Below are 19,523 nucleotides of genomic sequence, written 5' to 3' on the forward strand. Positions count from 1 at the left end.
TATCCCTTCTTACAAAAGTTACAAACTATTAAATCCCCTCAATCACTCTTTTCATATCACATTCATTTTACAATATTTTCAACAGAGTGAGAAGAGCTTAAAACAACTTGATAATCATACAAAGCGAAAAGAAGAAAGTCAAATATACGTTTCATTACTATTTTTGTTAAGTAGATAAAAGAAGAAACACTGTTATATGAAAGTGAAAAGAAACATCCACCGCTCATTATCACTTCACTATTCATCACCTTAGAGCAGATGAATTCTAGCAAAATGAATGTAATAAACAACTTTTATTGAAATGTGTAATCTAATGTATTCTATGTAATTTGTTAATATTTTGTTCTCATAAGCGACTTATTTTCACTACAATCACATTACTACTTGTATCATGTACCGTAAACGAAATACCCATTCCTATTAAAAAAAAAGAGAGCAATAGCTCTCTTTTCTCATTCACTTATTCTTCCCAAACTTTAACTTCTTTCATTACATCACCTTGACGCATGTTTAATACTGTTTCAATACCGCTTGTTACTTTACCGAATACAGTATGTACACCATCTAAGTGTGGCTGTGGCTCATGAACGATAAAGAATTGGCTACCGCCTGTGTTACGGCCAGCATGAGCCATAGAAAGTGATCCTACAAGGTGTCTATGAGGATTTCCATCAGTTTCACATGGGATAGAGTAACCTGGGCCACCCGCACCTGTTCCTGTTGGGTCTCCACCTTGGCTTACGAAGCCAGGAATAACGCGGTGGAATGTCACACCATCATAAAATCCTTGCTCTGCTAGTTTTTTAAAGTTTTCTACTGTTTTTGGTGCCTCTTCTGGGAAAAATTCCAAATCGATTTTTTCACCATTTTCCATTACTATGTATCCTAAAGTTTTCATACGTATATGTCTCCTTTCAACTATCTCAGCACTATATTACCACATTCATGACTAGAAACAAAAAGAATCCGACAATCTACATACTTCTTTTTTGAAATGTGGAAAAAGCTAGGTGACAAATAAGAAATATATACTATAATAACTGTGTTGCCCGAAAATTTTAGAAAGAGAAAGGGAGCGATTTTTCGTGAAAACGAAATTACTAGCTCTGCTATTAGCTGTAGCAGTATTTATTATGCCAACAGCTTCGTTTGCAGACATCATCGAAGGAGAATCAATTGTTACACTAGGAGAAAACTTGTCTGAACAACAAAAACAAGATCTGTTAAAAGAAATGAAAGCACCAAAAGATGCTACAATTATTACTGTGTCTAATGCGGAAGAACATAAATTTCTAGAAGGGATTGTTCCAAAAGCGCAAATTGGTACGAGAGCAATTTCCTCTTCTATGATCACATACACAAAGCCAGGTTCTGGTCTCATTGTACGTTCAAAAAACATTAATTCAATAACAGATGCAATGTACACAAACGCACTTATTACAGCAGGTGTGAAAGATGCAGAAATTCAAATTACTGCACCATTTAAAGTTTCTGGAACTGCTGCTTTAACTGGTTTAATGAAAGCCTATGAAACAACATCAAACAAAGCAATTCCTGAGGAAGTAAAAAAAGTAGCCAATGAAGAAATGGTGCAAACATCCCAGCTCGGCGATAAAATTGGTGAAGAAAAAGCAGTTCAACTTGTTGCGAAAATTAAAGAAGAAATTGCCAAAGAGCAGCCAAAAACGACTGAAGATTTACGTTCATTAATTAAAAAAATTGCGGATCAACTTGGTATTACATTAACGGATGAACAGTTAGATAACTTAGTTGCTCTATTTGATAAAATGAAAAATCTTAACATTGATTGGAATCAAGTTGGCAGTCAGTTAAATAAAGCAAAAGAACACGTTTCTGCCTTTTTAGGATCTGAAGAAGGGCAAAGTTTCCTAGATAAAGTGAAAGATTTCTTCTCAAGTATCATTGATTTTGTTAAATCGTTATTCAAGTAAAAAGAAGCTCGCTAGTAGCGAGCTTCTTTTTTATACAAGTAACGGCAATTTCATAATAGCTTCTTCAACCGAACGAACAATATGATTCGCTTTCTCCTTCACATATGGATGAGCATGGTGCAGAGTAAATGAATGCGGGGTTACTTCAAACATAGAAATATCATTGAAAGAATCTCCAATGCATGCAACTTCATTTGCTTCAATTTGCAAATGTTCCATTAGTCGTCTTAAAGCACTCCCTTTACTTACTCCCCTTGGCATAATGTCAACATAGCGTTTACCAGACATAAAAACTTCCGCTTCGTTCTGAAATGTATCTCGTAATTCTTGATCTAATGCTTCAATTGTCTCTTCTTCCCCAAAAACAAACAATTTCGCAGGATGTACAGTTTTACCAAATTCCTCTTCTAACGCTTCAATTTCAGCGATATGCACCCCCATATACGCTTCAAAATTATGGTGATGTTCATTCTTCCTTTTTGTATATCGCTGCTCATTTGCACAAACAATATCCGCTAGTCCTTTTTTATGTATATATCGATATATTTCTTGGGCAACCGTATTTTCAAAACTCGATTCATAAAATAAATTCCCATCCGGAAGTAACATTGTCGCTCCATTTAAGCCAGTTGTGTAATATGGGAATGCAAACCTATTTACGACTTCATCAATTCGATGAGTAAAGCGGCCTGAGGCAAAACAAATATTTGTCCCTTTTTCAGCTAACCAACAAATTGCACGTTCATCTTCTTTTTGCATATCATTCACATTGTAAACGAGCGTGTCATCTAAATCACTTACAAATAATTTAATCATGTCCTCTTCCCCTTCCATACACAATATCTACTCTAAGTGTACACAAAAAATGTTTGATTTTTGTTAAAAAACAATAAATTTTCGCTAAAAAAAATAAACGGGTGTATAATCCCGTTTATTTTTGTCTTTTTACATTTTGAGGTCTTACGATACTTGGTCGTACTTTTAAACTAGACATCGTCGGACGGAGTAGAATTTTTGTTAATGCGCCCCAATCAAATGGTAAAAACGGCCATAAGTATGGTGTTTGTAAACTTTTGATAGACGTTAAAAATAAAATCAATATCGTCATACCAATTACAAATCCCATCTCATGAAAGAGACCTGTTAAAATAATAACAAACAATTTTCCAACCTTATTTCCAAGTCCTAATTCATAACTCGGTGTTGCATATGCCCCGATCATAGAAACTGCTACATACAAAATAACTTCTGGTACAAACAAACCTACATCAATTGCTATTTGACCAATTAATATGGCAGAAATTAATCCTGCTGCAGACGATAACGGCGTTGGAGTATGAATGGCTGCCATCCTTAAAAATTCAAGCCCTACTTCTGCCATTATCACCTGTAATAAAATTGGTAAATGTGTCATCTTAGTCGGTCCAATAAAAGCAAGATTTTCTGGTAAAAGAGTTGGATCAAATACAAACACTAACCAAAACGGTAGTAAAAACAAAGAGAATAAAACACCTAAAAAGCGTACCCAACGTAAAAATGTTCCGACAGCTGGATTTTGTCTAAACTCTTCTGCATGCTGTAAATGATGAAAATATGTTGTTGGCGTAATCATAGCACTCGGTGATGTATCAACTAGTACTAGAACATGTCCTTCTAATAAATGATTTGCTGCTACATCCGGTCTTTCTGTATATCGAATAAGCGGGAATGGGTTATAGCTTTGCTTTACAACAAATTCTTCCACTGTTTTATCCGCCATCGTAATGCCATCGACATCGATGTTATTTAATTCTTGTTTTATAATCTTTACTAAATCTGGATTTGCAACATCTTGTACATATGTAATACAAATATCCGTTTGCGATCGATCCCCTACTCGAATAATTTCATTTCGAAGACGTGGATCTCGAATTCTTCTACGAATTAACGCTGTATTTACAACGATATTTTCAACAAATCCATCTCTCGCACCGCGTACTACTTTTTCAGTATCTGGCTCTGTCGGTGTTCGTCCTGGGTAGCTACGAACATCTATCGCAAACGCTTCTGTTTCGCCTTCCACAAATATAATAATAAGCCCTGATAACGCTTGAACCATTACTTCATCCATCGTTTTCACTTTACTTACTTGCTGATGAATTAAACGATTCTCTAAAAGCTTTACTGTATCTTCTTCAACATCCCTTATTTCATTCGTATCCACAGCTTCTTCTAAAATAGGAATAATATAATTCGTATCACAAAGTCCATTTACGAATAACACAGCAATTTCTTTATTCAAAATTTGAAATTTACGAATACCAACATCAAATGTAACGCCTAATCCAACCGTTTGTTTTAAATAATTTTCATTGTCACTTATGAAAGTTGAAATAGGGATATCTATTTTTTTAGGCTTCGTCATAAAACCCACTCCTTTCCAAAATTAACTGAATTGCTTTTTTCGTAATTGGTGAGCCTCTCTCCCATTCATCATTTCCACACATCTTACCAATATCACCAATTCCAACAATGACAGGAACATTCAAATCATCTAAACAATAAATTGTATCTCCGCTAATTCTGCCAATTTCACCATCTGGGAGTCCAAACTTATCAACGCCATATTCCGTTAAATTCCCGTTTCGATCCACGCTTACATCTACACGTGCCCATTCCCAATGATGTGTATTAGACGCTACCGCTAAAATCCCAAGTACATCAATTTGTTTATGCGTGGCTACATATTTTAAAGCTTTTTCACCAGATCCTTCTCCAATAAATCCACTGTCATCAAACATGACAAATACAGGGTCATATGGCGTTTGCATAATAAGCTCAACAACTTTCTTCCCTGTCAATTTGGTTGGATTGCTTTGTGATGCTGAAATACACCTTCCCCCAAATTCCTTCGTTAAAAGCTCAATTGTTCGCTTTGCATATTCATCTCCATCTGTGACCAAAACAACCCTTCGTCTCATTTGATTTATCCTTTCGGTTTACATATAAGTGCTATAAAAAATGAAAATAATATTGCTGCAGAAATACCTGCAGATGTTAAACTAAACATACCCATACCAATCCCTATATATCCATGTTTTTCTGCCGCATGCATTGCCCCGTGTAATAGAGAATGTCCAAAACTTGTAATAGGAACTGTCGCCCCAGCACCAGCAAACTTTATAAGCTTATCGTACAATCCAAATCCATCTAAAACTGCTCCTATCACTACAAAGGTAGCCATTAAATGAGCTGGTGTTAACTTTGCAAAATCTAACAATACTTGTCCAACTAGACAAATAGCGCCTCCTACAAGAAATGCATATATAAAATCCACAATTCACTCTCCCTTCACTCTTTCAAATACGACACCATGTGCAATTGTTGGAATTGTTTCTTTCTGCTGCATCATCATCGGGCTTAATAACGCGCCAGTAGCAACGACAAAAATTCGTTGTAAATTCCCTTTTTGCATCTCGCTTAATAAATGACCATATGTGACAACAGCTGAACAAGCACAACCACTACCACCTGCAAATACTTCTTCTTGACCCGAATCATAAATCATTAATCCGCAATCATTATATATATGCCCAATATCATAACCTTCTTCCAGTAACAGTTGTTTCGCGATCGGTGTCCCAATAGCAGATAAATCACCGGTAACAATCACATCATAATCATTGGCACTTCTCTTCAAATCTTCAAAATGCTGCTGAATTGTATGAGCCGCAGCCGGCGCCATCGCCGATCCCATATCTAAAGGGTTCGCAATTCCTAAATCTTGTACTTTTCCAATCGTAGCCGACGTAATTTTAATGGCACTTTTTTCTTTACTAATTAATATGGATCCCGCACCTGTAACAGTGGAATTTGCTGTTCCTGGTTTTTGTCCCCCATACTCTGTTGGATAACGAAACTGTCTTTCAGCTGTTGCATTATGACTACTTACCGTCGCTAAAACACGATTTGCGAATCCACCATCTATAAAGGCTGATCCGACCGCTAAAGTCTCCATCGAGGTCGCACAAGCACTAAACATGCCTAAAAAGGGAATTCCCCACTTACGCGCCACGTAATTTGCTGTTACTGTTTGATTTAATAAATCACCCGCTAAAAAGAAATCAATTTGTGATGTTTCTACATTTGCTTTTTGCATGACTTGTTGAATAGAATCTGACATTAATCTTCGTTCCGCAAGCTCCCAGTTTTCCTCTCCGCAATGTAGATCATCATATGAAATATCAAATTCCTTTCCAAGAGGGCCTTCAGCTTCTTTTGGACCGACGGCAGTACCGGTTGCATTCACATAAATATCATTTTGAAATACCCACGTTTGTTTTCCTGTCAACCTCATACTAGCCCCTCCTTTAAGACATAAAAATTTTAAAAGTATATCTTATTAACCCAATAATGTACGCCCCGACAACACCAAAAACGATTACACTTCCCGCTAGCTTAAACATGTTTGTAGCAACCCCAAGTACAATTCCTTCACTCTTATGCTCTAGCGCAGCACTTGCCATAGAATTCGCAAATCCCGTAACAGGTACGGCCGAACCTGCTCCAGCAAATTGACCGATTTTATCATATACACCACAACCTGTTAAAATCGCCGATAATAGTACAAGAGTTGCGACTGTTGGATTTCCTGCCTCTTGTTCACTAAAATGAAAATAATGTATATAAAATTTCATCAATACTTCTCCGATTGTACAAATGAGTCCACCTACAAAAAATGCCTTAACACAATTTATAAAATAATTTGGCTTCGGATGGTATTCCTTCACTTTATTTACGTAATCGTCCTTTAGTTTTCGCCCTGTCATTTATATATTGCCTCCTACTTTACGAAATAAATCCAGTGAAACAACGAGCCTATTACTTTTCCAAGTACAAGAGCAACGAGTAAAACAACAATCTTCCCCTCTACCCCTACTCGTTTCGCTAAAATAGGTAGAACATTTAACACTTCCGTTAATGCGGCAGCGAGCATTCCAATGAATGTGCCACAAAATATCCCTAATATAACAAGCCAATATTGCGATGTTTGAAATGTAATATTTTTCAAACTACACCAAGCTCCTGTTAATGTACCTGCAATAACTGCCCACTCAAAATATTGAATGTGCTTTCCACTTCTCGTTAATTGAGCTAGACGAGGGATTATACCAAGTACAGCTAAAAACGCAACATATCCGCTACCTACAGCAATTCCTCCTGCTAAAGCAATTAAAATAACGAATCCAGACTCAATCATCGGTAAGTTGTTTCATATTATCCTTGTTTTCATGAACAATTACATATTGGTCAAGTGATTGCTGGTATTGGAACATCTCCACTTCTAACGGACTCGGCTCTTCATTAATACGCTTTTGAAATACATGATTAAAAAATAAAACCATGCCTAGCCCAAGACCTAATGAATAAGGAATTTGAAATAAAAGTGGTTGCGCCTTAAATTCTCCCGTAATCATGTAATATAACCGTTGGTGCACTTGTTGCATACTTACATCTTCATGAAAATATATGATGGCAAGGGCTGCTCCAATGAAAAGTAACAACCATACAAGTCCGAAAAAAATCGGATGTACTTTCTTTTTTTCATATATAATTTCAACAAGAGTTTGTCCAGAACCGAGTAAATTAATTTGTATATGAGCGGTTTTTCGCCTAATAATCTCAATTATTTTCATAACATCAATTACAACATGCGTTTTATCACGCGCTGTAATTTTATAAATTACCTCATCCTGTAACGACTGAACTACTGTAGCATCTCCGGCAAGTTGAGCAACATCTCCCAGCTTTACTTCATACGTAGGAGAAACTTTTAATCGATTACGCATTTTAATATAAATTGTTTGTTCCAATTTCCATTCACCTCTTCACTCTTCCTCGTAGTTGTAGTATGGTTATTCAATTTTTTTCTAATACAATTTTTTCATAAAAAAACATCTGTACCATTTCGGTACAGATGTTTTTTAGTTTATGCTTTTTTCTTAAATAAATTTGCAATGCTTAATGCGAGCCCTCCCCAAATGACTACTATTCCAATAACCATCATCATAATCGCTGATCCACTCATTATGAAACACCTCGATCTTTCCATTCTTTTTCAAGCTTAGCAGAATCTGAATGTATTTGTGCATTCCATTTCTTTAGACTAATAATTAGCGCAATGATAAGGAACGCTGCTGCAATTGACCAACCATATGTTACGACAAACTCCGTTGAGTAACCTCCATAGTTCTTTTTAATATTTTGGATTGTACCATCAATTAACATGTACCCTAACATAAGCGGAGTAATAACGAGTAAACTCACCCTCCAAAACGTCCCTAACTTAATATCAGATACGAAGTTTGCGTGGTTTTGATAAACTGGTAAACGACGTAAAATGAGTCCTATCGTAACTACTTCCGCTAGAGCAATTGTAATTAATCCGAAGTTATTAGCGAAGTAATCGACAACATCTAGGAACATAAGCCCGCCACGTGTCGCAAAAACGAGAGAAACGAGTACGAGAAGCGTCCCCATAATTCCAATTGTTTTCTGGCGACTTAAGCTGAACTTTTCAGATACAGCAGCAAAACATACTTCCGCAAGCGAGATGAGGGATGTAATTCCGGCAACCGTTAATGATAAGAAAAATAATACGCCAAATAAAGGTGACATCGGTAATTCATTAATAATTTGCGGGAATACTACGAAAGCAAGCCCTACACCAGCACTTGCTACTTTATCAACTGGTACTCCCATATTATTTGCCATAAATCCAAGAGCCGCAAAGACCCCAATCCCTGCTAATAATTCAAATCCTGAGTTTGCAAACCCAGTAATAAAAGCGTTATTTGTTGTATCTGAGTTTTTCGGTAAATAACTAGAATACGTAATCATAATTCCAAATGCTAAAGATAAGCTAAAGAAGATTTGACCGTAAGCAGCAAGCCATACTTTTCCGTCAAAAATACGACTCCAATCTGGTTTAAAGAATGCATCTAATCCTTGCATCGCACCTTCCATCGTCACTGCACGAACTACGATAATAAGGAACATAACAACTAGTAAAGGGATGAAAATACGGTTCACAACTTCGATTCCTTTTTTAACTCCTTTAAAAGCAACACCAAGCACAATAATCCAAACGAGAGCTAGTGGAATTAATACTTCCGGTACGAGCCCTCCAAACTGTCCCGGTTTATCTGCAACATGTAAATACTCTTTAAATAAAAATGATTCCGTGTCTTTCCCCCATGCGCCAGTAATTGCAAAATACGTATAAGAAATAGACCAAGCAATAATTACTGCATAATATGTTGAAACGATAAACGTTACACACATTTGCCACCATCCGATGAATTCAGCACGCGGATGAATACGAAAGAACGTAAGTGGCGCTGAACCACGGTGACGATGCCCAAGAGCAAATTCAAACGCCAATAATGAAATACCAGTCGTTAATAATGCGAATAAGTACGGTAAAAAGAATGCGCCTCCTCCATTTTCATACGCCGTATAAGGAAAACGCCATATGTTTCCTAATCCAACGGCAGAGCCGACCGCTGCAAAAATGAATCCAGCCCTCGTTCCCCATTGTTGCCTCGTTTCCATATTTCCTTCCCCCTTTGTGACAAGTTCATAATTGGATTATATTTTAAATTTACTAAATTATCAATAAATTCTGTTAATTTTTAAGAAAGTTTACAATCTCCTCCTATTAAATTCATAAAAAAAAATCGAATAGATAACTATTCATCTATTCGATCTTTCATCTGTTTTAATATTTTCTTTTCAAGTCTTGAAACTTGCACTTGAGAAATCCCTATTCGCTCTGCTACTTCTGATTGAGTTTGGTCTTTATAATAGCGTAAATATACAATTAAACGCTCTCTCTCATCTAATTCTCTAATTGCTTCTTTTAAAGCAATTTTATCAAACCATTTCGTTTCAGATTGATCTGCAATTTGATCTAAAATAGTAATTGGATCTCCGTCGTTTTCATACACCGTTTCATGTATGGATGAAGGGGCACGACTCGCTTCTTGCGCCAGAACCACTTCCTCTGGCGTTAGTTCTAACGCTTCAGCTACTTCATTAATCGTTGGAGCCCTTCCGAATTCTTTCGAAAGCTCATCTCTCATCTTTCGAATTTTGTTTCCTGTTTCTTTTAAAGACCTACTTACTTTCACTGATCCATCATCACGTAAAAATCGTTGTATTTCGCCAATAATCATGGGAACTGCATATGTTGAAAATTTCACGTCGAAAGATAAATCAAATTTATCTACCGATTTTAAGAGTCCAATACATCCAATTTGAAACAAATCGTCTGGTTCGTATCCGCGATTAAGAAAACGTTGCACAACCGACCATACGAGACGCATATTACTTTGAACAATTGTATCTCTTGCTTGTTGATCTCCATCTTGACTTTTTTGAATTAACGCTTTTAGCTCGTGGTCCTTTAACTGAGGTTTCTTCTTCTCATTTTTGACCTCTATGTCCATAGGCTATTCTCCTTAATTGCATAGAGCGTTACTATTTGATAAGTATTTTGTCAAATGGATTGTTGTCCCGAAAGATTCGTTTGAAATAACTTCTACTTCATCCATAAAATTTTCCATGATAGTAAATCCCATTCCGGAACGCTCTAATTCAGGTTTAGTTGTAAAAAGGGGTTGTCTCGCTTCATCTAAATTAAAGATGCCAATCCCTTCATCTCGAATCGTGAGTTTCACCATTGCTTCTTCCAAAATTACAGAAATATAAACAACACCTTCTGCATTTCCTTCGTACCCATGAATAATTGCATTCGTAACCGCTTCTGACACAACTGTTTTAATCTCTGTAAGTTCTTCCATCGTAGGATCTAGTTGTGCAATGAAAGCAGCTACTGTAACGCGAGCGAACGATTCATTTTGACTTAATGCTGAAAATTGAAGGTTCATTTCATTTCTCATTTATGCCACCCCCAACGTCGCGAGCGCATGCGCTTCACTTTCTTCTAAGCGAACAATTTTAAATAAGCCCGACATTTCAAATAAACGTTTAACAGGCGGTGAAATTGCACAAACAACCATTTCTCCACCTAATCCCTTTACATGCTTATATCGGCCTAATATAACACCTAAACCAGAACTATCCATAAACGATAAGTTCTCTAGGCTCAAAACAATATGATGAACACCATGTGTCTCAATCATATCTGTTACTTTCGTTCGCAACTCTTCAGCAGTATGATGATCTAATTCACCCGCTAGCCTCACACATAGGACGTCACGTTTTACTTCTAATTGCATGGAAAGACTCACACGATTTCCTCCTTATGCTCAAACTTTACTCATTTACATACATAAAGATTTTCGTGATACAACATAAGAATCCTTCCTACTGACAAAAGAAGAACTATTTCGCCATAAAGTGAAACCATTCAGCAATTATTTACTTACATACGAATAGAAAAGCGGCAAAATGTTTGCCGCTATTTTGATGTTGAAAACATCCCAAAACTTCTTTTAAATAACTCCCACCAGCTCGCTGCAGCAACATCTTCTTTTGCTACAATTGTTTGTTTTAATAAAACATCTTTATCTTTTTTTATAACAAGTGTACCAAGCGCATCGCCCTTTTTAATCGGCGCTTTCACTTTCTTTTCAGCAATTACTTCTTGCTTTACCTTGTCCATATTTTCACCCTTCTTCATAAGAAGAGATACATTATCTGACGCAACTAAATCTACTTTTTCTTTTTTCCCTTTTCCTACTTGGACAGTCTTAATTTTTTCGCCTCGTGTATACAATTTCTTTGTCATATATTGACCAAATGCGTAGTCAAGAAGCTTCGTTACTTGATTGTTCCGTTCTTTCGATGTAGGTGCTCCCATAACAACTGAAATAACACGCATCCCATTCTTCTCAGCCGAAGCTGTTAAACAATATTTCGCTTCTGTCGTAAAGCCCGTTTTTACACCATCTACTCCAGGATAAAAACGTACTAACTTATTCGTATTAACGAGCCAAAACTTCTTATCCGTATCTTCACGTAAATAGTCTTCGTATTTACCAGTGTATTTGCGAATAAGTGGGTACTTCATCAATTCTTTCGCCATTATAGCCATATCGTTCGCTGTAGAATAATGGTCTTTAGCCGGAAGACCTGTCGGATTTTGAAAATGAGTATTTTTCAATCCTAAGTCTTTCGCTTTTTTGTTCATCATATTTACAAAACCTTCTTCTGAACCAGCGATATGCTCCGCTACTGCAACAGACGCATCATTTCCAGATGCAATTGCAATACCCTTTAGCATTTCATTTACAGTCATCTCTTCTCCAGGCTCTAAAAAGATTTGTGATCCACCCATTGAAGCTGCATGCTCACTTGCTCTCACTTTATCCGTCAGTTTCAGTTTTCCTTTTTCAACTTGTTCCATAATTAATAGCATTGTCATAATCTTCGTCATACTAGCAGGCGGTAATTTCTCATTTGGATTTTTATCAAACAAAACTTTACCTGTATCTTGTTCAATTACAATTGCTGATGACGCTTGTTCCGCTAACTTCGGCGTTGTTTCTTCTGTTTTCTCCTGCTTCGTCTTCTCAGATTGTGCGAAACTAACTGAAGTACCAGAAAGCAATAACATGAAACAAACAAGTATTCCAAAAACTCGCTTCATGACTAACCCTCCATTCTATATCAAACCTATTTTTTCCAATTCACTGTTTTTTAATACCATATTTTTCTAACATTTTCAGTTGACAAATACATTCATCACCTTTATTGTATTAAGTGTATTACACATAGTAGTACACTTAATACAAGTCAGAAAGGAGACATTGCTCTTGCATATTCAACTTGATCCAAGAAGCAACACTCCGATATGGGAACAAATTGTTCAAAATATAAAAGAACTCGTATTAAAGAACATGTTAGCTCCAAGTGACAAACTACCTTCTGTACGCGAACTCGCTTCTTTACTCGTTATAAATCCAAATACAGTGAGTAAAGCGTATCAAGAGTTAGAGCGACAAGGTATTATTGAAACATTACGAGGAAAAGGAACATTTGTATCCCAATCGATTACCCCAACATTAGACGAAAGGAAAATCGCTATGGTTGAAAAGCAATTTCATCAATTACTATTAGAAGCCTCTTATCTTGGTGTTACGAAAGATAAAATTCATGATTGGATAGATTCATACTATAAAGAGATTGGAGGAAATGCGGATGCTGAAAGTGACAAGACTGAAGAAAACAATTGATAATCAAACGATTTTAGACGATGTTTCTTTCACATTGCAAAGAGGGAGTATCATCGGATTACTCGGAAGAAACGGTGCGGGAAAAACAACTTTATTACGAACGATGGTCGGCATTTTAGACCCTGATGCAGGGACTGTTACATATGAAGATACAAACATTCATAAGTGTCCTGAAATAAAGCAAAAAATCGTATATGTTCCGGATTCTACTAACATACTGAACGGCTATGCGGTAAAAGAAATTGTAAAGTTTTATAAAGCAGTTTATACCGTATTTGATGAAGCATATTTCTATGAACTGTTGGAACGTTTTAACTTACCAAACAAAAGAATTCGTAGCTATTCAAAAGGAATGAAAGCACTGCTTGCTATCATTTTAGCCGTTTCTACAAAGGCAGAATATATTATTTTAGATGAACCGACAAATGGACTTGATCCTATCGTAAAAAGACAGATTTTACAGTTTCTCGTTGGAGAAGTTGCAGAAAAAGAGATTACCATTTTCATCTCAACTCACCATTTAGATGAAGTGGAACAAATTGCAGATACAATTATTATATTAAAAGGCCATACTATCTCGTCGATTACATCACTAGACGATGCAAAATCACGATTTGCTAAAATACAAGTTGCTTACGAACGTTCACTACCTCAAAAACTAGAAAACTTGAGCAATATTAAAATATTAAATCAAACAGGAAAAGTATATACCATCTTAATTGAAGGAAATGTGGCTACAACACTGGAGAAGTTTTATAAAGAACAACCTATACTCATTGAAGAATTAAAAATGTCACTTGAAGATGTCTTCGTTACGACGCTGGAGGAGGATGGGTATGTTTCATAAGGCATTGTGGATGTGGAATTGGAAACGCGGGAAATATGCTGTGTTACTATTCTTCTTTAGTTCGCTTTACTTGTTACCTTTTGGCTACTATAGAAGTGCTCAGCAACAACTTGATGCGTATTATGAATTACAAGAAAAAGGGAAACAGTATTATTATTTTTATATTTTTTCTTCAGGAGAAAGTAATAGTTTTTGGTTAACTGTTCTTATTATCGCTTTAGCCTGCTTATTGATAGGATGGGAACGCAGCTACCAATCTAATACACTACTTATGACAATGCCATTTAAAAGAAAAGATGTTTTCTTATCTAAATGGGCTTTCGGTTCATTTTGTATTGTGGGCTCATTACTTTTCAATTGGGTTCTTATGTATGTTATTTATAGAACCACTATTCATTTTGATTATCAATCTTTTAGTCCGTTTCATCGATACTTTCTTTATGCGATAGTTTCTTATGTTGCAGTCTATACAGCTGCCTTATGTATCGGTACTTTTACTGGAAGCATCGTTTCGCAGATTATTTTTTGTATTCCATGGTTACTAGCAGGGGTTACATTTATTACATTACTATACACTTTTACAACTAACCATTTATACGCTGCAAATATTAAAAATGAAAACTTATATCGACAACTTTATGAAATCAATCAAAAAACAAATACAGCTGCACCAATTAGTCATTTTTCTATCAATTATTACTATAATCCGGAATCCCGTGAGATCGAGAACAATCCAACTGCTTTAAGAGATCCAGCATCTCATATATATTATTCAGCCAAATCAATGTTAGTCCCGATTTTTTATACATTAGTTTACTTACTACTTGGAACATATTTATATACAAGATCACCAAATGAAAACACTCAGAAGATATTTATGTTCCAAAAGAGTTTACCGATATGGATATGGGGCTCAACCATTTACTTTGCATTACTAGGCGGCTATAAAATAAACCATTTTAATTTCTTACCTAGTTACTATATCGGTTTGTTTCTAACCGGAATCATTACTTATGTTATATTATCACGCCTAACAAATTATAAAGTTTTTTAAAGGAGAGATCCTATGTTTCAAAAAGCACTGTGGCTAAGAACGTATCAACAAAGTAAATATGTTGTATGGTTATTTTGGCTCGTCAGCTTCTATACTTTGTCATATCAATACTATATGACTTCTATTCAAGAGCAACAATTTCTAAATGACAATAAAAAGTGGAACTATGTATATCATTACCATTTTGATTTAACACTTCTAGATCCTGTTCTGCTGTTAGGTAGTGTACTTATCGTTCTAGCTTGTACGTTAATTGGATGGGAAAGACAAAATAACGCTAGCGACTTGTTATGGTCCATGCCCTTTAAACGTTCGCACCTTTATATAACAAAGTGGTTATTTGGAATCTGTAATATCGTCGCAGTTGTCATTTTAAACTGGGGGCTATTTGCTATTATGAAAAAGTTAACTTTTCATAATAAATATCAAGTATTCTCTCCCTTTCATAGTTATTTTATATACATGTTAATTGTATTAATCGCTATTTATACAATTACCTTATGTGTAGGTACAATGACAGGGAATATTATATCGCAAGGATTTCTCACTACAGCTATATTAATCTTTCCAGCTTTACTTCCATCACTTATCTCCGGAGTCATTGCTGTTCACTCAAACACTGAATTTCATGAAGACAACAGTCTTATACATGATGTGATGGAAAACATACGTATCTCTAGCCCAGCAGAAGATTTTCGTATTTACTTTAATTATGATCCACAGAGCGCTTATACTGATCAAAATGGAGTACGTCATAACGAACCAAACTTTACAAAAATTCCACCGGCAAAAACATTGATTGGACCTATTGCACATATTATTCTTTTATTACCACTCGGTATATATTTATATGCTCGTTCAATCAATGAGCGAAATGGTAACTATCTATTATATCCAAAGTTACAAAAGTTAGTAATGGCATGCGCTATTTTCTTTGGTGGGATCGTTGGAGGTTTAATACTAAGTCGAGCGCACTCATTGTCCAGCTTTTACATCGGATTTTTAGTAACTAGTTTCATTACGTATTTCTTCCTACCTAAAATATTAAAATGGAAAGTCTCTTGGAATTTTAAATAAAATAGCCTCCTCTTATTGAGGAGGTTATTTCACATTCTCTCTCCTATCCCCATACACCATCTCTTCTTTCATCCCAAATCCATCACCATTTTGCACAATCTGCTCTGTCGGTGCAACTACACTTTCAGCAATTTTCCATTCCCCACGCTCTTTCACAAATACTTGTAGAAAATAGTTCATGCCATCTAATTGATATGCATTTTCTTTTTTCACATTATAGTGAATCGCAATGTAGTACACTTGAATATTTTCTTTTCCTATTTTTGATACGTATTGCGATAGTCTCGGTATATAGAGTGCTGCTTTCTGAAAAGATAGTTGCTTCGCTTTAACAAGCGATGAACTTGTTACATTACGTAATGTGTCCTGATTACGAATATTATCGCTATGGTGGAATAATACTGTGTTTTGCATAGAACGAACCCATAATTTTGAATATAAGACTGTATTATCGTTTTCAATGTACTTCACTTCTTTTCGCACCACTTGGATAGGCGTATCTGCGTACGTGAATGTTTGAAAATAGAAAAAACCACCAAATAAAATGGTAAGTGCAGCAATATATTTCATAATCTTTCCTCCGATCTTTTAATTAAAGTATCGGAGTTTCAAAATGTTTTTATTCAAAAGAAAAAGGATAGAAAAGCTGTCGCTCCCTATCCTCATTTATTATAATACGCGGCCAAATAGCTCTAACACCATTTCTATTTCTTGGTCGCTCCAACCTTTAAATCTCTCTTTATAATATTCTTTTCGTACAGCTTCTAGTTTTTCAGTTACTTCTCTTCCGTGTTCTGTAATTTCTAAGTACACGATACGACGATCTGAATTGGAACGTTTTCTTTCTACTAATCCTTTTCGTACAAGACGATCTGTAACAGCTGTAATATGACTGGAGGTTACGTTTACTTCACTCGCAATTTGCGAAGCCATCTGTGGACTGTTTAAAAATAATGCGCGTAATACAGAAAATTCATTATATGGCATATGTTCTGCAAAACGTGTATTAATATCATTTTGTAATAAACGTATCATCTTTCGAAATGATCCGGATAACTCTAAAATCAGTGTTTCTCTTTTTTCGTTCACTAGCCTCGTCCCTTTTTTATCATATTTACACATATTATAATCTATAAATACCCTCGTTGTATATGCTTTCTTTCTTTAACATTCCCATTTATGTAACTTTTTCATACAAATTTCTTTTTTGTTCACACATATACATATAAAAAGGATGGTGATGGAAGATGCAAGGTGGAATGAATCCTTATTTACACAATGTACGCACAGCTAATACTGGTAAAGAAGCGACTATTACTGTACAAGGTGAGGGTGTTGTCAAAGCGAAACCAAATGTTGTTATACTAACACTTGGCATTCGAACTGATAGTAAAAATGTGAAACAAGCGCAAGAAGAAAATGCAGTACAATCAAAACAATTGCTGGATGCACTTAAACAGCTTGGTATCGCTGAAAAAAATATAGAAACCATTTCATATACGATTACGCCTCAATACGAATATATAAATGATAAAGCATTACTACAAGGATATCGGGTGGAACATTTGTATGAAATTACCGTTTTAAATGTACAAAAAGCAGGGGAAGTATATGATATAGCCGTTTCAAATGGAGCAAACGTAGCAAAAGGTTTACGGTTTCGAATATCTCACCCAAATAAATATTATGAGCAAGCTCTCATTCAAGCTCTGCAACAAGCTGTAGAAAAAGCTCGTGCTATTGCGAGTACATACAATTTAAACATTAATCCTGTTCCACTCTCATTCGTTGAAGAATCTGCTCAATTACCAAGGGAAGTCGCGTCCTATGCTACTTTACATGCACAAGCAGCTCCTCCCATTCAATCGGGAGAATTAGAAATCATTTCTACAATACGGGCGATTTTTACGTATTTATAAATAATTTCATTTATAAGTAAACGTTATCATTTTCCTTGTTGTAAAAACATGATGTTCTGATATAATAAAGGACGGTGAGCTCTTACGAAAGAGATATCACGGGTGGGAGAGGGATATGAAAAAGAAGGTTTAACATGAAAGGAATACTTGAAAGAACATTTAAATTAGGTTTACACGAAACATCACCAAAACAAGAAGTTTTAGCTGGAGTTACGTCATTTTTTACGATCGTATATATTATGATTGTAAATGCATCCATTTTATCCGATGCTGGCATTCCTCTTGAAGCTGGAATTTTAGCAACTGTTTTCAGTTCATTTGTCGGATGTCTGCTCATGGCATTTTGGGCAAATGCACCTGCTATTCTTGTCCCTGGTATGGGTGTAAATGCATTCTTCACGTACACTGCTGTGCATACGCTCGGATTAACTTGGCAGGAAGCATTAGCAGCTGTCTTCATCTCTGGTATTATTTTTGCAATTGCTGCGTTTACACCAATCGCTCGCGTGCTTTCAGTATCGATTCCAAAGTCACTAAAGGAAGCTATCACTGTCGGCATCGGATTATTTTTAGCATTTATCGGATTGCAAAAAGGTGGTTTAGTCGTTTCGAATCCAAATACTGCTGTTGCAATGGGTAAATTAAGTAGCCCTGTCGTTCTTGCGACCGTGCTTACTCTTATCGTTGCACTCGTATTATTTATTCGTAACGTACGTGGAAACTTTTTATGGACGATTGCAATAGGAACTGGTATTGCATGGCTGTTTGGCCTTGTTGATACAAGTCAAATCGGAAATAGTTCATTCTCATTCGCGAGTTACGGCGATGTGTTTGGGGCTATGTCATTTGGCAAACTTTCTTCCTTACCATTTTGGATTGCAACATTCTCCTTAAGCATGGTGCTTATTTTTGAGAACATGGGACTTCTGCACGGTTTATTAGAAGATGACCGTAAATTCCCACGTGCTTACCAAGCCAATGCAATTTCAGCAATGACATGTGGTCTATTTGGCACAAGCCCTACCGTATCAACAGTAGAGAGTGCCGCAGGTATTACTGCAGGCGGAAAGACAGGTCTGACGTCTATCGTTACAGGGTTGTTATTCTTTGCATCACTGTTTGCACTTCCGTTTGTCAAACTAATTCCTGATAGTGCCATTGCACCAATCTTAATTATTATTGGCGGCCTGATGATTACAAGCATTCAACAAATTCCTCTGAACGATTTTTCAGAAGGATTTCCAGCGTTCTTAATTATCGTCATGATCCCGCTCACATATAGTATCGCTGATGGCATTGCGTTCGGATTTATTGCTTATCCTATCTTAAAAGTTGCTCTTGGAAAGCGTAAAGAAGTCGCACCGTCTATGTATATCATTACATGCTTATTCTTAGCCATGTTCGTATTACATGCTATTGGTTAAGTAAAAACAC

The 19,523-nt window shown here is 36.0% G+C and carries 25 protein-coding genes; 7 read left to right on the forward strand and 18 right to left on the reverse strand.

The window, feature by feature from the left end; all coding sequences use genetic code 11:
- Window positions 1–62: 62 nt before the first annotated feature.
- Both BGI23_RS28760 and BGI23_RS19530 read right to left on the reverse strand, forming a co-directional pair.
- Window positions 63–245: a hypothetical protein gene (locus BGI23_RS28760; RefSeq protein WP_041184137.1), complete on the reverse strand. Its 183-nt coding sequence runs from the start codon at window positions 243–245 to the stop codon at window positions 63–65.
- Window positions 246–460: 215 nt separating this feature from the next.
- A complete protein-coding gene (locus BGI23_RS19530) occupies window positions 461–898 on the reverse strand; it encodes a peptidylprolyl isomerase (protein ID WP_000853792.1) in 438 nt (145 codons plus the stop codon).
- 187 nt (window positions 899–1,085) lie between these two features.
- On the opposite strand from BGI23_RS19530, the gene BGI23_RS19535 reads away from it, so the two are divergent.
- The gene (locus BGI23_RS19535; protein ID WP_000850502.1) at window positions 1,086–1,952 is read left to right on the forward strand and encodes a DUF1002 domain-containing protein; all 867 of its coding nucleotides are present in this window, start codon (window positions 1,086–1,088) and stop codon (window positions 1,950–1,952) included.
- A 30-nt stretch (window positions 1,953–1,982) separates the two neighbouring features.
- On the opposite strand, the gene BGI23_RS19540 is transcribed toward BGI23_RS19535, so the two are convergent.
- The 14 genes from BGI23_RS19540 to dacF form a co-directional block, all read right to left on the reverse strand.
- Entirely contained in the window at window positions 1,983–2,786 is an 804-nt protein-coding gene (locus BGI23_RS19540; RefSeq protein ID WP_070806785.1) for a Cof-type HAD-IIB family hydrolase, read from the reverse strand.
- A 97-nt stretch (window positions 2,787–2,883) separates the two neighbouring features.
- Entirely contained in the window at window positions 2,884–4,356 is a 1,473-nt protein-coding gene (gene spoVAF / locus BGI23_RS19545) for a spore germination protein SpoVAF (protein ID WP_000165587.1), read from the reverse strand.
- Window positions 4,343–4,912, reverse strand: a complete 570-nt coding sequence (gene spoVAEA, locus BGI23_RS19550; RefSeq protein WP_001254414.1) for a stage V sporulation protein SpoVABEA — start codon at window positions 4,910–4,912, stop codon at window positions 4,343–4,345. Before spoVAEA ends, spoVAF begins: the two co-directional genes overlap by 14 nt.
- Before the next feature lie 5 nt (window positions 4,913–4,917).
- Window positions 4,918–5,268, reverse strand: a complete 351-nt coding sequence (spoVAE, locus tag BGI23_RS19555; protein WP_000345905.1) for a stage V sporulation protein AE — start codon at window positions 5,266–5,268, stop codon at window positions 4,918–4,920.
- 3 nt (window positions 5,269–5,271) lie between these two features.
- On the reverse strand, window positions 5,272–6,288 hold the full coding sequence (spoVAD, locus tag BGI23_RS19560) for a stage V sporulation protein AD (protein WP_001241152.1): 1,017 nt from the start codon (window positions 6,286–6,288) through the stop codon (window positions 5,272–5,274).
- Window positions 6,289–6,301: 13 nt separating this feature from the next.
- The gene (gene spoVAC / locus BGI23_RS19565; RefSeq protein ID WP_000147736.1) at window positions 6,302–6,760 is read right to left on the reverse strand and encodes a stage V sporulation protein AC; all 459 of its coding nucleotides are present in this window, start codon (window positions 6,758–6,760) and stop codon (window positions 6,302–6,304) included.
- A gap of 14 nt (window positions 6,761–6,774) precedes the next feature.
- On the reverse strand, window positions 6,775–7,191 hold the full coding sequence (gene spoVAB / locus BGI23_RS19570) for a stage V sporulation protein SpoVAB (RefSeq protein ID WP_000572932.1): 417 nt from the start codon (window positions 7,189–7,191) through the stop codon (window positions 6,775–6,777).
- Complete coding sequence (gene spoVAA, locus BGI23_RS19575; protein ID WP_070806786.1) at window positions 7,184–7,804, reverse strand: stage V sporulation protein SpoVAA; 621 nt, start codon at window positions 7,802–7,804, stop codon at window positions 7,184–7,186. The genes spoVAB and spoVAA overlap by 8 nt, the downstream gene beginning before the upstream one ends.
- Window positions 7,805–7,920: 116 nt before the next feature.
- Window positions 7,921–8,019 (reverse strand): methionine/alanine import family NSS transporter small subunit, encoded by a 99-nt coding sequence (locus tag BGI23_RS19580; protein ID WP_000016826.1) that lies wholly within the window; start codon window positions 8,017–8,019, stop codon window positions 7,921–7,923.
- Entirely contained in the window at window positions 8,019–9,545 is a 1,527-nt protein-coding gene (locus BGI23_RS19585; RefSeq protein WP_000450065.1) for a sodium-dependent transporter, read from the reverse strand. Before BGI23_RS19585 ends, BGI23_RS19580 begins: the two co-directional genes overlap by 1 nt.
- Window positions 9,546–9,682: 137 nt before the next feature.
- The gene (gene sigF / locus BGI23_RS19590) at window positions 9,683–10,441 is read right to left on the reverse strand and encodes an RNA polymerase sporulation sigma factor SigF (protein WP_000350729.1); all 759 of its coding nucleotides are present in this window, start codon (window positions 10,439–10,441) and stop codon (window positions 9,683–9,685) included.
- Window positions 10,442–10,453: 12 nt separating this feature from the next.
- Window positions 10,454–10,894: an anti-sigma F factor gene (spoIIAB, locus tag BGI23_RS19595; RefSeq protein ID WP_001243400.1), complete on the reverse strand. Its 441-nt coding sequence runs from the start codon at window positions 10,892–10,894 to the stop codon at window positions 10,454–10,456.
- Window positions 10,895–11,245 (reverse strand): anti-sigma F factor antagonist, encoded by a 351-nt coding sequence (gene spoIIAA, locus BGI23_RS19600; protein ID WP_000059133.1) that lies wholly within the window; start codon window positions 11,243–11,245, stop codon window positions 10,895–10,897.
- Window positions 11,246–11,415: 170 nt separating this feature from the next.
- Window positions 11,416–12,606, reverse strand: a complete 1,191-nt coding sequence (dacF, locus tag BGI23_RS19605; RefSeq protein WP_000831992.1) for a serine-type D-Ala-D-Ala carboxypeptidase DacF — start codon at window positions 12,604–12,606, stop codon at window positions 11,416–11,418.
- Window positions 12,607–12,772: 166 nt separating this feature from the next.
- Here dacF and BGI23_RS19610 point away from each other — a divergent pair, with 166 nt between their 5' ends.
- Genes BGI23_RS19610 through BGI23_RS19625 form a run of 4 tightly spaced genes read left to right on the forward strand, consistent with a single transcriptional unit; the run spans window position 12,773 to window position 16,170 of the window.
- Window positions 12,773–13,192, forward strand: a complete 420-nt coding sequence (locus BGI23_RS19610; RefSeq protein WP_070806787.1) for a GntR family transcriptional regulator — start codon at window positions 12,773–12,775, stop codon at window positions 13,190–13,192.
- Window positions 13,158–14,039: an ABC transporter ATP-binding protein gene (locus BGI23_RS19615; RefSeq protein ID WP_070806788.1), complete on the forward strand. Its 882-nt coding sequence runs from the start codon at window positions 13,158–13,160 to the stop codon at window positions 14,037–14,039. Before BGI23_RS19610 ends, BGI23_RS19615 begins: the two co-directional genes overlap by 35 nt.
- On the forward strand, window positions 14,029–15,093 hold the full coding sequence (locus tag BGI23_RS19620) for an ABC transporter permease subunit (RefSeq protein ID WP_044793856.1): 1,065 nt from the start codon (window positions 14,029–14,031) through the stop codon (window positions 15,091–15,093). The genes BGI23_RS19615 and BGI23_RS19620 overlap by 11 nt, the downstream gene beginning before the upstream one ends.
- A 12-nt stretch (window positions 15,094–15,105) precedes the next feature.
- Window positions 15,106–16,170: an ABC transporter permease gene (locus BGI23_RS19625; protein ID WP_000486549.1), complete on the forward strand. Its 1,065-nt coding sequence runs from the start codon at window positions 15,106–15,108 to the stop codon at window positions 16,168–16,170.
- Between the two features lie 24 nt (window positions 16,171–16,194).
- On the opposite strand, the gene BGI23_RS19630 is transcribed toward BGI23_RS19625, so the two are convergent.
- The gene (locus BGI23_RS19630; protein WP_000873780.1) at window positions 16,195–16,740 is read right to left on the reverse strand and encodes a hypothetical protein; all 546 of its coding nucleotides are present in this window, start codon (window positions 16,738–16,740) and stop codon (window positions 16,195–16,197) included.
- 99 nt (window positions 16,741–16,839) lie between these two features.
- Entirely contained in the window at window positions 16,840–17,259 is a 420-nt protein-coding gene (locus tag BGI23_RS19635) for a MarR family winged helix-turn-helix transcriptional regulator (RefSeq protein WP_001003315.1), read from the reverse strand.
- Between the two features lie 158 nt (window positions 17,260–17,417).
- Between BGI23_RS19635 and BGI23_RS19640 the strand changes: the two genes are divergently transcribed.
- Window positions 17,418–18,089: an SIMPL domain-containing protein gene (locus BGI23_RS19640; protein ID WP_001161458.1), complete on the forward strand. Its 672-nt coding sequence runs from the start codon at window positions 17,418–17,420 to the stop codon at window positions 18,087–18,089.
- Window positions 18,090–18,223: 134 nt separating this feature from the next.
- Complete coding sequence (locus BGI23_RS19645; RefSeq protein ID WP_000676254.1) at window positions 18,224–19,513, forward strand: NCS2 family permease; 1,290 nt, start codon at window positions 18,224–18,226, stop codon at window positions 19,511–19,513.
- Window positions 19,514–19,523 lie beyond the last annotated feature (10 nt).

This window comes from Bacillus sp. ABP14 (genome assembly GCF_001831375.1).
Classification (GTDB): Bacteria; Bacillota; Bacilli; order Bacillales; family Bacillaceae_G; genus Bacillus_A; species Bacillus_A paranthracis.

What these genes read in the sequence shown, in the direction of transcription:
- BGI23_RS28760 (WP_041184137.1), bottom strand. Translation starts at nt 245, where the DNA reads ATGAATAGTGAAGTGATAATGAGCGGTGGATGTTTCTTTTCACTTTCA.
- BGI23_RS19530 (WP_000853792.1), bottom strand. Translation starts at nt 898, where the DNA reads ATGAAAACTTTAGGATACATAGTAATGGAAAATGGTGAAAAAATCGAT.
- BGI23_RS19540 (WP_070806785.1), bottom strand. Translation starts at nt 2,786, where the DNA reads ATGGAAGGGGAAGAGGACATGATTAAATTATTTGTAAGTGATTTAGAT.
- spoVAF (WP_000165587.1), bottom strand. Translation starts at nt 4,356, where the DNA reads ATGACGAAGCCTAAAAAAATAGATATCCCTATTTCAACTTTCATAAGT.
- spoVAEA (WP_001254414.1), bottom strand. Translation starts at nt 4,912, where the DNA reads ATGAGACGAAGGGTTGTTTTGGTCACAGATGGAGATGAATATGCAAAG.
- spoVAD (WP_001241152.1), bottom strand. Translation starts at nt 6,288, where the DNA reads ATGAGGTTGACAGGAAAACAAACGTGGGTATTTCAAAATGATATTTAT.
- spoVAC (WP_000147736.1), bottom strand. Translation starts at nt 6,760, where the DNA reads ATGACAGGGCGAAAACTAAAGGACGATTACGTAAATAAAGTGAAGGAA.
- spoVAB (WP_000572932.1), bottom strand. Translation starts at nt 7,191, where the DNA reads ATGATTGAGTCTGGATTCGTTATTTTAATTGCTTTAGCAGGAGGAATT.
- BGI23_RS19580 (WP_000016826.1), bottom strand. Translation starts at nt 8,019, where the DNA reads ATGAGTGGATCAGCGATTATGATGATGGTTATTGGAATAGTAGTCATT.
- BGI23_RS19585 (WP_000450065.1), bottom strand. Translation starts at nt 9,545, where the DNA reads ATGGAAACGAGGCAACAATGGGGAACGAGGGCTGGATTCATTTTTGCA.
- sigF (WP_000350729.1), bottom strand. Translation starts at nt 10,441, where the DNA reads ATGGACATAGAGGTCAAAAATGAGAAGAAGAAACCTCAGTTAAAGGAC.
- spoIIAB (WP_001243400.1), bottom strand. Translation starts at nt 10,894, where the DNA reads ATGAGAAATGAAATGAACCTTCAATTTTCAGCATTAAGTCAAAATGAA.
- dacF (WP_000831992.1), bottom strand. Translation starts at nt 12,606, where the DNA reads ATGAAGCGAGTTTTTGGAATACTTGTTTGTTTCATGTTATTGCTTTCT.
- BGI23_RS19615 (WP_070806788.1), top strand. Translation starts at nt 13,158, where the DNA reads ATGCTGAAAGTGACAAGACTGAAGAAAACAATTGATAATCAAACGATT.
- BGI23_RS19620 (WP_044793856.1), top strand. Translation starts at nt 14,029, where the DNA reads ATGTTTCATAAGGCATTGTGGATGTGGAATTGGAAACGCGGGAAATAT.
- BGI23_RS19625 (WP_000486549.1), top strand. Translation starts at nt 15,106, where the DNA reads ATGTTTCAAAAAGCACTGTGGCTAAGAACGTATCAACAAAGTAAATAT.
- BGI23_RS19630 (WP_000873780.1), bottom strand. Translation starts at nt 16,740, where the DNA reads ATGAAATATATTGCTGCACTTACCATTTTATTTGGTGGTTTTTTCTAT.
- BGI23_RS19640 (WP_001161458.1), top strand. Translation starts at nt 17,418, where the DNA reads ATGCAAGGTGGAATGAATCCTTATTTACACAATGTACGCACAGCTAAT.
- BGI23_RS19645 (WP_000676254.1), top strand. Translation starts at nt 18,224, where the DNA reads ATGAAAGGAATACTTGAAAGAACATTTAAATTAGGTTTACACGAAACA.